8 protein-coding genes are annotated in these 12,860 nt (G+C 45.0%); all 8 read right to left on the bottom strand.

Going from position 1 to position 12,860, the window contains the following annotated elements; translation table 11 throughout:
* Positions 1–17: 17 nt before the first annotated feature.
* The 8 genes from VB073_RS11075 to VB073_RS11040 all read right to left on the bottom strand — a co-directional run bounded on the left by VB073_RS11075 (position 18) and on the right by VB073_RS11040 (position 12,850).
* Positions 18–2,060 carry a RagB/SusD family nutrient uptake outer membrane protein gene (locus VB073_RS11075; protein ID WP_323404228.1) on the bottom strand — a complete coding sequence of 681 codons (2,043 nt, stop codon included), beginning with the start codon at positions 2,058–2,060 and terminating at the stop codon, positions 18–20.
* A gap of 13 nt (positions 2,061–2,073) precedes the next feature.
* Positions 2,074–5,160 carry a TonB-dependent receptor gene (locus VB073_RS11070; RefSeq protein ID WP_323404227.1) on the bottom strand — a complete coding sequence of 1,029 codons (3,087 nt, stop codon included), beginning with the start codon at positions 5,158–5,160 and terminating at the stop codon, positions 2,074–2,076.
* 14 nt (positions 5,161–5,174) lie between these two features.
* Positions 5,175–6,689, bottom strand: coding sequence for an IPT/TIG domain-containing protein (locus tag VB073_RS11065; RefSeq protein WP_323404226.1), 1,515 nt, complete (start codon positions 6,687–6,689; stop codon positions 5,175–5,177).
* A 406-nt stretch (positions 6,690–7,095) separates the two neighbouring features.
* On the bottom strand, positions 7,096–8,520 hold the full coding sequence (locus VB073_RS11060) for an arylsulfatase (RefSeq protein WP_323404225.1): 1,425 nt from the start codon (positions 8,518–8,520) through the stop codon (positions 7,096–7,098).
* A gap of 51 nt (positions 8,521–8,571) precedes the next feature.
* Positions 8,572–10,200 carry an arylsulfatase gene (locus VB073_RS11055; protein ID WP_323404224.1) on the bottom strand — a complete coding sequence of 543 codons (1,629 nt, stop codon included), beginning with the start codon at positions 10,198–10,200 and terminating at the stop codon, positions 8,572–8,574.
* A 24-nt stretch (positions 10,201–10,224) separates the two neighbouring features.
* Positions 10,225–10,788 (bottom strand): hypothetical protein, encoded by a 564-nt coding sequence (locus VB073_RS11050; protein ID WP_323404223.1) that lies wholly within the window; start codon positions 10,786–10,788, stop codon positions 10,225–10,227.
* 113 nt (positions 10,789–10,901) lie between these two features.
* On the bottom strand, positions 10,902–11,435 hold the full coding sequence (locus VB073_RS11045; protein ID WP_323404222.1) for a sulfatase: 534 nt from the start codon (positions 11,433–11,435) through the stop codon (positions 10,902–10,904).
* Positions 11,432–12,850: a sulfatase gene (locus VB073_RS11040; protein WP_323404221.1), complete on the bottom strand. Its 1,419-nt coding sequence runs from the start codon at positions 12,848–12,850 to the stop codon at positions 11,432–11,434. The genes VB073_RS11045 and VB073_RS11040 overlap by 4 nt, the downstream gene beginning before the upstream one ends.
* Positions 12,851–12,860 lie beyond the last annotated feature (10 nt).

Raw genomic sequence — 12,860 nt, 5'->3', positions numbered from 1 at the left:
CTTCTGTATTATAAATATTAATCGTAAGAAGTCCATCCCGGCGCCTGGGTCAGGCGTTTATTGTGTTTCAACTCGTCATGCCTGATCGGCCAGAAATACAATTTTGGAGAGAATGTGGAAGCAAGATTAAAGATTGCTATCGGTTGATGGAATTCTTCTTTGTGATCTGCATTCATGATCACATTACAACCGTAAATCTGAAGCGCCTCTTCTACTGCCGCATCTTTCCAGCGACGAAGGTCGAAATAACGTTTTCCTTCACCCAGCAATTCAATCATCCGTTCACGTTTCAACGCTTTTCTCGATTCGTCTTTGCTGCCATAAGTAGAAGATGTATAGTCGGGCAGACCGGCACGAATACGTACAGGATGTACACCTCTCTTCATCTGTTCAATATCCCGGCTGATAGTATAGGTTTTCGACCCATCCCACGAAGCAATGCTGTAAGTACCATCAAGTTCATTCAGTGCTTCGGCGTAGAGCAGCAGGATATCGGCATACCGAATGGCCGGTTCTGATTTTGCCCGAATATTATTGGGTACATCTTCCGGATGGACAAATTTCATCACCCCAATACCGGTACGCAGGTGGAACGGTGAGTTCATAAAGCCGTTACCACCACCCCGGTAGTAGAATGTCTGACGATGATGTTCTTTTGCTTCAGGACGGTTCAGATAATGCCATACAGCGCCGTTAAATGCCACCGAAGCATAGAAACGGGGTTCACGATTTGCGTACTGCAAAGATACATTGGCTCTCAATGGAGCATAACGTCCGGCATCCACATCTTCCTGCGTGGTAAAACCTGCCATACGGTTTGAACCGTTACCACGGCCTATTTCCTTGTCTTTACCTGGCGCATCGGTACCATCATTCATATAATAGGCATCCACCATCTTCTGGGTTAGTCCATGGGTATTCCATCCTCCAAAGTCGCGTGGCATCTGGTGGTTAACCATTGATGCCACCTGCGAGGTATTATGCACCCTTGAGAAGATCAATTCAGGGTTACCCACCGGGTCTACCGTTCCATTAAACAGGTCGCGATAAGACTTGAAAGGATCGATATTCCTCCAACCGTTGGGCCAATCCTGATTTGAAAAAGTGGGGTCTGCGGGAGGTATAATGGTCGGGAGGTCATGCAGTCCATTGTTCGTGGTTGAAAAAGGAGCCGTATAAAGGTCATATACGCCCAATTCTATCACATCCCTTGCAGCAGCTGCTGCTTTCGCCCATTTTTCTTCACTATACTCCTGAGAAAGGAGACGGCGTCCTTGGTCATCCACCATTGCCTTTGCAAACTCATCATCGTTTCCGTTTGCTAACGGGCTGGCAGCGAAGATCAGCGCATAGGCACGGGTAGCCAATGCTGCTCCCTTGGTAGGACGGGCAATATTCTCATTGTCGTTGCGTGTAAGGTATTGTATCTCCTTCGCAGCCTGCACCATCTCATTGCTGATATGCTCGGCCACCTCTTCGTAGGAACTACGGGGAGTGGCAATATCATCATAGCTTTGAGTATAGTCTATTCCTTCATCCGGCATAATGGGTACAGGACCATATTTACGCAACAAAAGCCAATAAAAGTAGGCACGCACAAAACGGGCCTGCCCCTTATAGTCCATTCGTTCCTGCTCCGACATGGTTGGGTTCATATCGATATTGTGAATAAATACCGAAGCCTGGTAGATCCCCTTGTAACAGCGGGGCCAAACCTCATTGTATTCGTTTTCGCTGTATTCACCCAGGCGGAATTTGTTGTACGAGAGATCCCATGCATCTTTCGGGTCATATTTCACATCCCGGTCACCGAAATACATCGCATCGTCATAGACATGCGGGCTACCATCACCAGCTTTGGCGATAATATCTGCAGTTGCTCCATTAAGGAAGGAATAGGCGTACGCCAGCCATTGTTCGGTACGCTCCCTGTCCGTAAAGACCGTTTCAATCGTGGTACGATCCCTAAAATACCGATCTGAGTCCAGATAGTCGGAACAGGAGGGTACCAGACCTATCACAAACAGGGTCAGTAATAATATAGAAAATTTCTTTATCATAATGATTTTAATTTTATAAGTTAACACTTAGCCCCATTGTCACTGATCTTGTCAACGGATACTCCTCACCACGAGGCTGTGCCGATTCCGGATCCCACAGTTTGAACTTGGACCATGTAAGCAGGTTGGAACCGGCTATAAAGATACGAACATCACTGAAATGATACTTATTGGTAATCGCTTTCGGCAATGTATACCCAATATCCATATTCTTCAGACGAAGATAACGGCCATCTCTCAACCAGAATGTTGATTCTTGCTGGTTGTTATTGTTTCCACCGTAACTCAAACGGGGATAGGGAGCATTGGGATTCTCATTGGCTTTAATGCCGAGCTGGGCCGCAGTGCCTGCGTCTACCCAACGGTTTTCCAGCATACCTTTCATGATGTTACCCCAATCGTTTTCACTAAAGGCAAACACGGTTTTACCATAGATGGGGAAAGTGGATTTACCGGCCCCCTGAAAGTGGAAATTGAAATCGAATCCCTTCCAGGCAAGCGAAGCACCCAGGCCATAAATCAGATTCGGACGTGTAGTCGCACCGATGGCAACCTTGTCACCAACATCAACAACACCATCGCCATTTACATCCTTGTACTTGATATCCCCGGGTTGTACTACGCCGAATTGCTGTCTGGGGCTATTGCGGATATCATCATAATCCTTGAATAGACCTAAAGCGATCAAACCTTTCTGTTGGCCCACACGATATCCACGGTCATATTGATAAGGATAGACTTTGTTCTCTTCATCCCTTTCCAATACTTCATTCTTACTATAGGTCATATTACCTCTGAGCGTAATATTCACATCACCCAGTTTTTCCCTAAACTCGAAGTTTCCATCAAACCCTCTGGACGCTACAGCACCCACATTGGCTCGTGGGTTACTTTCCAAACCGGTAATCAAAGGGAGGTAATTACGTGTCATATAAATACCGGTACGTTCTTCCGTAAAATAGTCTACAGTAAGTGAGAAATTGTTATGGAACAACGACAGGTCGATTCCAAGGTCATCTTTCCGGGCTTCCTCCCAGGTGATATAAGGAGAAGCAACCTGCGTGTAGTGCATCCCGGTATAACGTCTGGCATAGCTGGCAGTACCCCAGTTATAACCGGTTTCTGTACCCTGAATAGTGTATAGATAGGGGAAACGTTCATTACCCATATTATCATTCCCTACTTTACCACGGGAGTAGCGTATTTTGAACATCTCCAGCCAATCCTGATTGTCTTTGATAAACGGTTCCTCTGCAACGTTCCATGCAGCAGAAAAAGCGGGGAAGAATCCGTACTGGTGTCCCACTGCGAAATTCTCTGAACCGGTATAACCGAAATTGAAATCGAAGAAATAACGGTATTTCCAGTTATAGGTAAAACGTCCTGCCAACCCCTGGTTACGACGGGCTACCCCATTCTTGAGGTCATCTCCCAAAGCAACGGTTTGGGTAAATGTATCCTGGGTGTATCTCAGGGTAATCCCTGTATTGTGCGCCTCTTTAAAACTACGATCCCAACTTAACAACAGGTCTAAGAATTCACGGCGATTTCCACCTGCTCCACTCATCTGGAACATATCACTTGAACTCGACACATGATCCCATACCAGTTGTCCATCAGGGTTACGGCTTAACGCCTTCCATTGCTCCGGCCAGCGGCGACGGAAGATATGGTTAGTGTTATTGGTATCATAGCCGAAACGTCCTACAAACCGCATTCCCTGCGTAATAAAATTGAGGTTCTGCTCCAAGGTTACGTTGGTCTGGAGATTATTGTCCCAGTGTTCATTGTAACCGGTCTGGGTAGCACTCACCCACGGGTTTGTTTTATTTCCTTCTCCCACTGCGGGTATACGTCCATTAGAGTAAAGGAGTGGTGTACTGATAGCATGGTAACCGAAAAGTTCTCCCCACACATCATTATCACCCAACCCCGGGCTGTTACGTTTTGCCAACGATCCGGATACACCTACCTTCAGCAAAGTAGTCTTGGTAATATCCATATCCACATTCATACGATAATTGGTACGTCTGTAATTGGCATTGGTATTATAGTCTTTCCTTAATGTCTCGTCGGTCTTATACATACCTTCATCTTCCACATAGCTGGCAGAAACGAAATAGCGTGCAGTAGATCCACCACCACTTAGGTTTATGTTGGCACGGTAACTCCATGCACCATCTTTCAGCAACGTATCCATCCAGTCAACATTGGGATAGAGATCGGGGTCTAACCCGAGACGGAGTATCTCCAACTCTTCCGGCTGATAGAGGACACCTAAATTACGTGTAACACGCGCTTCATTTGCCAAAGCGGCATAAGTTTCTCCATCTACAAATTGCGGTGTAATGGTACGGTTGTGATAAGAAGTTTCTACCTTGGCACTGATATTCACTTTACCGGCTTTACCATGTTTGGTGGTAATCAGAATTACACCATTGGCACCTTTAGACCCGTAGATAGCGGTAGCCGAAGCATCTTTCAAAACCGTAAACGATTCTATATCCTCTACGTTGATCTCGTTCAGGTTGTTTCGTTCGAAACCGTCCACAAGGATCAAAGCGCTGTTACTGGCCCCGAAAGTAGATATACCACGCACCCAGAATTCGGAAGTATTCTTACCCGGTTGTCCTGAAGTCTGCATGGCCATAATACCCGGCACATTTCCTGCCAGTACGTTAGAGAGGTTGGAAGAGGGATAACGTTTCAGTTCTTCTACCTTTACATTGGTCACAGCACCGGTAACGGTAATTTTCCGTTGGGCACCCAAGCCGGTAACGACTACTTCTTCCAATATGTTCGTCTTCGACTCTTCCATCGTGACATTGATCACAAGTTCATCCTTTACCAGGATCTCTACGCTCTCGTAACCGATATAACTAAAATGAAGCTTTTGATAACGCTCCATCCTGAGTTGGTAATTACCGTCTATATCGGTAACAGCTCCCAACCCTGGTTTATCTACTACAGCGATATTCACACCGATCATCGCTTCTCCCTGCGTATCGGTAACCTTTCCCTTTACGGTTACTAATTCCTGTGCCAACGCATTCAGTGAAAAAGACAGCAGCGCGACAAACAGGATTAAATATTTCTTCATATTGCTAATTGTGTTTATTCGTTAGATCCCTCTTCAGTCTCTTCTCCCGGCTCTGATCCTTCATCCTCCATAGAGATGGTACGGATCTTACGCCCTACCGTATCAAGGATATAGAAGATATTAGTCTCTTCGTCATACGCGATTCCGGTCGGATCGCGGAAACGGGCCACTTCACGCAGGTCTCCGTCTTCAGTACCCCATACGTTATTATCGGCCGCCTGGCCTGAACGTCCGCGTCCAGCAAAAGTACTCACAATACCCTCCGGTGTCATTTTGCGGATCGCATGATTCCTACAGTCAGTAAAGTAGAAGTCATATTCGTCAGCCCTTCCCTCGGCTACATAGTCGGGATTCTTCACAAATACACCCTGGTAGGGCCTGTTCAAACGGGCACTGGCACCGGCTCCGTCTACCCAATCGGGACTACGGACTTGTCCGGCAACCACATAGGCAGGAGCAAAGCGTTTCTCAGCCCAGTTATAATCGCTACGGAGGATATAATGCTGGTTGATAACAACAATATAAGCATAGTTCCCAGAGGGATGTATATGAATCTTAAATTCCCAACCGGTATCCTGAATCGTGAATAACTCTGTATAATTCCCGGATGCCAGATTCCCGCTCCAGGTTCCTCCATTATTGATCGTTTCGAAGTATTTGTTGAGATCCATACGGAAAACCTGTCCACGCTCATAACTATTGAAATACAATTCATTGTTATTCGAGGGGTGAAGAGTCGCACCATTACACTGCTTATAAGAAGCCACAAGTTGTGCATTACCCTGGTTATTGAAAGTGCCATCGGCGTTCCGTTTCATCAGATATACACTGGGGGCGTTTCCGGTTCCCCCTGCATCTGTATCCACCGACACCACCATATACTCACCGTCGTTGGTAAACTCAAGGCTACGTAAACGATGGCCGCCGAATCGAGAACGACTAAGCGGAGTAGATACTTCCCGATTCTCCAGGTCCAATAACTGAATATCTGCACCGTCGTATATCACGTAAAGATGATCCGGATTACGTGGATCGAATGACATACATCCGTCGTTCCGGAATCCGGCTGCTATCTCAAACGGGCCATCTTTCCAACCCTGGTTGTCATACTCGTTACGGTAACCTACCAGAGTACCCACCACCATTTTTTTCTGGTAGTTGAAAATCTTGTTGGCGGTGGTTGTTTTCATATTTGCACCACTCCCTACGGAAACTGTCACTATCCCGGAAAAAGCTCCCGAAGGAACCATGCAATAGAGACTATTGCCTTTCACGCTGATAAGGACAGCTTTCTTTCCTCCGATGGTCACGTTCACCAAAGAGGAGTCATTACCAAAATTATCACCATAGATGACCATTTTCTGATAAGCACCCCCCTCATCGGGCGTGAAATCGGAAACCAACACTGGCTTCGACGGGTCGTAAGCCGGTGAAGAAGAATCCGTCTCGGAATTGTCGTCTTTGCACGATATGCAAAGCACAATCAGCACCAGCATCATCGATAGGATATGCCAATGCCTACTTCTCATGTTGAATTCAATTTGCATAGATTCTGAATAATTAAATTATAATGATTAGTAAATATAGCTTGTTATATTAAGCTCGATTTTCATAAAACTACTTCTTACAAAATAGTAGGACTTTCACAATATATTAAAAAATAAGAAAAAGAGAGATAAGTAACCCCCTCATGTGTCCAAACATCAAATCTCCCATGCACAGATTAAAAACATTCACTTCCCTCCTTTAATTAAAGCACTTCAAATGGATTAATTCCACACCACAAAAGAATCAAATCGCGATCACAAAACATACAAAAATCATCTCAAAAAATACAACATATTGTTATTCTCGTCTCAAGGGCATCTTATTTATTGTATAAATTTCATAAAAATACAATTAAGACACTAATACACAAATGATTGAATATTTTATCTACTCCAGTGTTACCTTCCATTCTTTAGGAGCAAGAAAACCACCACGACCGGCACCATAATCCGGTAAAGGATGTGGAGGTTGAATAGTATCATATTTTTTCACAAAAGAGCGAAGCTCCTCTACTTTCTCCCGATAAATATCCTTCAGGTTGTTTTGTTCAAAAGGATCTGTATTGATTTTAAAAAGCATATCTGATTTTATTTTCATTGCGTTGTTATGCCCCTTCTCTATAAACTTCCATTCAGTTGAAACCACAGCGCCTAATCCCAGATAAAAGTTTCTTTCTATGAAGTTCCGTTCTCCTGACAATACGGGTAACATACTTATACCGTCAAATTCAATATCCGATCGTACTTCCAGTACATCCAGCAGTGTGGGCATTACATCCACAAAACCCGTCACCTGTTCAATGGTTCTGGGTCCACTCAATTTCGAGGGCCAGCTTAACAGTGCCGGGACACGTACACCTCCTTCAAATTCCAGAAATTTCCTTCCTCTCAACTCTCCACTGGAGCCATTATCTGTACCATTATCACTGAAAAAAAGGAAGATGGTATTATCAAATTCACCGGTATCTTTCAAAGTCCGGATGACTTCACCTATCCCCCTGTCCATCGCCGTGACCATTGCGGCAAATGTCTGTTCCTTATTATTTCCTCGTCCGGTTTTATCTCCCTGTCCAAAACGTGGTTTAGAAGAGTCAAATCCGTACCGTTCCATATCTTCATCTTTTGCCTGCAACGGCGTATGTGGAGCATTATAGGCCACATAGATAAAGAAAGGAGCCTCGTCCTTGGAATAATCTTTAATACATTGTACGGCATGGTCTGTGATAAGGTCGGTACTATAGCCTTTATCATAATTACTTTCCCAGTCATTATGCCAGTCCAGTTCCCCTTCCCTCTCATGCGAAAAGTAATCAATTGCACCATTTAAGTGACCGTAAAAATGAGTGAATCCCCGGTTGAGAGGCCAGTATCTCTTTCGGGAATGACCTAAATGCCATTTACCAATAATGGTACGGTGTTGATAACCGGCTTTCGCCAACTCCTCAGGCAGAAATATTTCTTCCGGTTCAATGCCGTAATCACGCCAAGGAGGAATTACCACATGCCGTATCCCCATTCTGTTCGGATATTTCCCAGTCATCAGCCCTGCACGGGTAGGTGTCGATACCGGTGCGACATAAAAGCGGTTCAACCTCATTGCGGTCTCTGCCAACTTATCCAGGTTAGGGGTTTGGATATGGCTACCATGATAGCCGACATCTCCCCAACCCAAATCATCAGCCAACACAATAACAATATTAGGAGGATCTCCGTCTTTGGATATATTTGCAAAACCTCCCACCGTTACAGCAGAAAGAAGCATGGTAGAAACGGGAATCCCCCATTGGCTATTTATCTGAACATTGAACGGCATACAACTCTTTATTAGTGATTATTTAAAATCATCAGTATCTCTCTGTTTTTATCAGTTTCTTTTTTCCTGAGCCCTTTCCAATTCCTGGACTTTCGACCAATCCGCTTCAACCATTGAATCCTTTGCCCACTGGTACCACATCTTTTTCATTTTATCCACCTTCTTGGGCATTTCTGCGGAGAGGTTGTGCATCTCTGTCCGGTCTTCCCTTATATTATATAATTCCCAATTTTCCGGCTTTTTATTATCCCAGGCCATCACCAACTTGTAGTCACCTAAACGCACAGCCCGGTTTCCTTCATGCTCCCAAAACACCGGTTTTTTGTGGACAGGCTTATCTTTCCCTTTCAACTGAGCCGTAAAACTCTTTCCTTGCACTGGATGGATTTTATTTCCCTTATATTCTTTCGGGTAACGGGTCTCTGCCAGATCGACGAAAGTAGCCATAATATCAGGAAGATAACCATATTGCCTGAGAATGGTTCCCTGATTCTTTTCAGGTATACCACGCGGCCACGAGACAATACAAGGTGTCGCTATTCCCCCTTCATGCACCCAATGCTTATACCTTCTTAAAGGTGTATTGGATGCGTTGGCCCATCCCTGTCCATAGGTCAGGAAATAACCCTCTTTGGTCTCCAATTGGGTAGTAGGACCGCCGCCCAGCATACCACCTTCGGCACAAGCCCCATTATCATTCAGGAATAAAATGATAGTATTCTCTACCAAATCACTTGATTGAAGGAATTGCATCAATCTGCCAATATTGGTATCCATCTGTTCCACCTGTGCGGCATAGATTGCCATGCGCAGGTCCATCTCCCTTTTCTTGGGTTCATCAAGGCTCTCCCAACTTCTCGAATCATCCGGTGGAAGCAAGATACCCGGTTCAATCAAACCCATATCGATTATCCTCTGATACCGTTCATTCCTCAACACACTCCACCCTTTCATGTAAGTTCCCTTGTACTTGTCTACGATCTCCTGTGGTGCTTGTAAGGGCCAATGCGGTGCATTATAGGCCAAGTAAAGGAAGAAAGGACGGTCGTTTTCTGTCTCCTTAGCTTCTCTGATAAAATCTATGGCATAATCAGTAAAAGCGTTTGTAGTATAATAATTGGGATCATCAATGGTGACCGCCTCATTATTGAGAGTAATCCCCCTCGGATATTTTGGTTCAAAAAAGTTAGTTGCTCCTGCCAATACTCCATAAAACCGGTCAAATCCCCGTTGAAGCGGCCACTGTTCTTCTTTATGCATACCAAGATGCCATTTTCCCGTCATCAAGGTGGTATATCCGGCCTCTTTCAGTACTTCGGCAATCGTCACACAGTTTTTATTCAGAAAACCTCGATAACCGGGGAGGTTGATATCGAATGCAACCGGATTCTCCGGATCATTGGTCATATGTCCGATACCTGTCTGATGAGGATGCAACCCTGTCATCAGGGATGCCCTGGTAGGACAACTCCGTCCGGAATTATAAAACTGGCTAAACCGTACTCCTTTCTCCGCCAGTGCATCAAGATTTGGAGTATTGATTTCTCCGCCATAACAACCAAGGTCGGAGTATCCCATATCATCCGACATGATCAGAATGATATTGGGCCTTTGTGCCACTACATTCATGGTAAAAGTAGTGGCGATGGTGACAGCCGATAATTTATTGGTCAGTTTCATGCTATATTTTTTGTTAATTTGAATTTAAAATATCTCCCCAATTTGACCCTGTGCATTATAGAACTGATGTTCGAGTGCTTTCATCTCTGTGAATTGACCCTCGTCGCCACATTCTTCCATCCATTGCTTCAGGATGCGATCTAATATTTCGATAATGGGGGCATTCCCCGGCAAACCTGCAATATTATTGATACAATATCTGCCATTCTCAATATCATAAAGTTCAATGGACGGCCTATGTTGATACCGACGGGTTATCCATGTAGCTGTCGAGTCGGTTTCTGCCACCTCTTTCCACCGTTTGAATAAATTTCCTTCGGTTTCGGTATTCTGAAACACCATATCCGGTGTAAGATTGACGATATTAGGAATTATATCCACATACTCCACAATGGCATTGGAGGTGGTACCGGATTGTATCATTCCGGGCCATTGGACAATACAGGCCGATCGCATCCCTGCATTATAAAGGGTCCATTTGGCAAAGGGCAGGCTATTTCCCTGTTCACTTAAAAAAACGACTGCCGATTGATCTTTTACACGCCTCCTGTCCAGAATAGAAAGTAACGTACCAAATTCGCCATCCATATAATTTATTTCAGCCGGATAATTACAGAATCTCTTCCTTGTCGCCAGAATATCGACATAGAAGGGAGGCAATTCAATCTTCTCAGGATCAAAAAACCGGGATTACCTTTATTCTATGGGGTATGAGGCTGTCGCGACATAACAAACAGGCAAAAGGGAATACCTTGCGACTGGCATTCACTGATAAATGTGTCTACAGCATCAAAATCGATCTCTTCACCCGGCAGCGTATTGACATATAAATCCCAGTCAAACACCGAGGAAGGTTCAAGATGGGATTTTCCGATCAGTGCCACTTTATACCCTGCCGGTCTTAAATGGTGGACAACACTCAATGTACCCTCTTTGGCCATGGTATGATTCGGGTATGCGCCTGTCTTTACCGGCCATAACCCGGTCATCAGGTTATGCCGGGTAAGAGAACTCATCGGGCATGCCTGATACGCCTTGGTAAACAGCATCCCTTCGCCGGCGAAGTGATCGATATTGGGAGTCCTGGAATCGGCACTACCATAACAACCGATGTCATAATAAGAACAGTCGTCAGCCATAAACAATACCAGATTGGGCTTTTGGGTCTGCTGTGCCGACAGCGAACAGATTAAAATCCCTGTCAATGCCGTAGTATATACCAATTTCCTTATCATAATACCTCCTTCCGCCACGCTTCAAGTTCTTTGGCAAGCTTCGCCGTAATATCGGGATATTGATCCGCCAGGTTATTCGTTTCTCCTATATCGTTTTTGAGGTTGTATAATTCGAACGTTCCGGAGTCATAGAATTCTATCAGTTTCCAGTCACCCGAACGGATCGCAGCGGCAGAACGGCCTCCCAGGAAATGGGGTCTCTCAAGCGGATAATGCCAATAGAGGGACCGTTTTGCCAATTTATTTGCTTTTCCGGTCCAAAGCGGCCAAAGGGAGATACCATCGGGTTGCTGAAACAGTTTTTTCTTTTTTATACCCAACATTTCACAGAAAGTAGGGAGATAATCATAGGTAACCACACTCTCATCTATCACCCTGCCTCCGGGGATCTTCGCCGGGAAGTAGACAATCTTCGCAACCCGGAGGCCACCTTCATATTGTGAACTCTTACCATCACGCAACGGAGCATTAGAAGTAATGGTGGCTTCTCCACCGTTATCGCTGGTAAAGACAATCAATGTATTGTCGAGCATCCCCTTTTCTTCCAGTTTCCGGAGGATCTCACCCACACCGTTATCTATTACCCGCAACTGAGCAGCGAGATGAGGATTGTTCCTTTTTGCCTTGTAACCGGCCGGCCATTTTTTATAGGGGTCATTATCAGGATTATTTTTGGATGGATCACTGGTCCCTGCTCCCGATTTACTCCTGAAATAATCCACATCTTCCGGTTTTCCGTGCAGATCAGTATGAACGGCATAGTGACTCAGATAAAGAAAAAAAGGTGTTTTATTGTCTTGCCTGTCAATAAACCGAACCGCCTCTTCATTCAATCGGTCCACCAGAAATTCTTTATTCCCGGCAAGTAATTTTTCAATATCCTTATTGAAATGATAAGGATGAAACCATGTTCCACTACCAATTTCCTCATTTTCGGACACAAGAACCTCATCAAACCCATGTCTGTCGGGGGATGATTCATAAGGGGCACCGACCCTGGCATAACCGGTCTGATGCCATTTCCCGATCAGTCCGGTATGATATCCCCTGCTTTTAAATACTTCCGCAATGGTAGTATAATCCTCATTCAGATGCTTGGGGTCGTCCGGACGAAGATAATCTATAATACCGGTACGCGGCGGATATAATCCGGTCATAAGAGCTGCACGGGTGGGCGAACTGACAGTTTGCGCGGCATAAGCATTGGTAAAGCGTACACCGTTTCTTGCCAGTTTATCGAGGTTGGGAGTTTCATTGAACGAGTTACCATAACAACCCAATTCGGCATACCCCAGATCATCCGCCAGAATAAAAATTACATTCGGCGTCTTCTTACCGGTTCCACCAGCGGCAAACAGCGTGGAACCAATACCGAGGGCCGTCAATGCCATCCTTATTTTACCAGTCACTGCCATCTTTTTTTGA

The organism is Proteiniphilum sp., from assembly GCF_034927365.1.
Lineage (GTDB): Bacteria > Bacteroidota > Bacteroidia > Bacteroidales > Dysgonomonadaceae > Proteiniphilum.
This window is presented reverse-complemented; position numbering and strand designations above follow the sequence as displayed.

Bases quoted from the DNA above. Each gene is read 5' to 3' on its own strand.
- VB073_RS11050 (WP_323404223.1), bottom strand. From the start codon at position 10,788: ATGGATGGCGAATTTGGTACGTTACTTTCTATTCTGGACAGGAGGCGT.
- VB073_RS11075 (WP_323404228.1), bottom strand. From the start codon at position 2,060: ATGATAAAGAAATTTTCTATATTATTACTGACCCTGTTTGTGATAGGT.
- VB073_RS11040 (WP_323404221.1), bottom strand. From the start codon at position 12,850: ATGGCAGTGACTGGTAAAATAAGGATGGCATTGACGGCCCTCGGTATT.
- VB073_RS11070 (WP_323404227.1), bottom strand. From the start codon at position 5,160: ATGAAGAAATATTTAATCCTGTTTGTCGCGCTGCTGTCTTTTTCACTG.
- VB073_RS11065 (WP_323404226.1), bottom strand. From the start codon at position 6,689: ATGAGAAGTAGGCATTGGCATATCCTATCGATGATGCTGGTGCTGATT.
- VB073_RS11055 (WP_323404224.1), bottom strand. From the start codon at position 10,200: ATGAAACTGACCAATAAATTATCGGCTGTCACCATCGCCACTACTTTT.
- VB073_RS11045 (WP_323404222.1), bottom strand. From the start codon at position 11,435: ATGATAAGGAAATTGGTATATACTACGGCATTGACAGGGATTTTAATC.
- VB073_RS11060 (WP_323404225.1), bottom strand. From the start codon at position 8,520: ATGCCGTTCAATGTTCAGATAAATAGCCAATGGGGGATTCCCGTTTCT.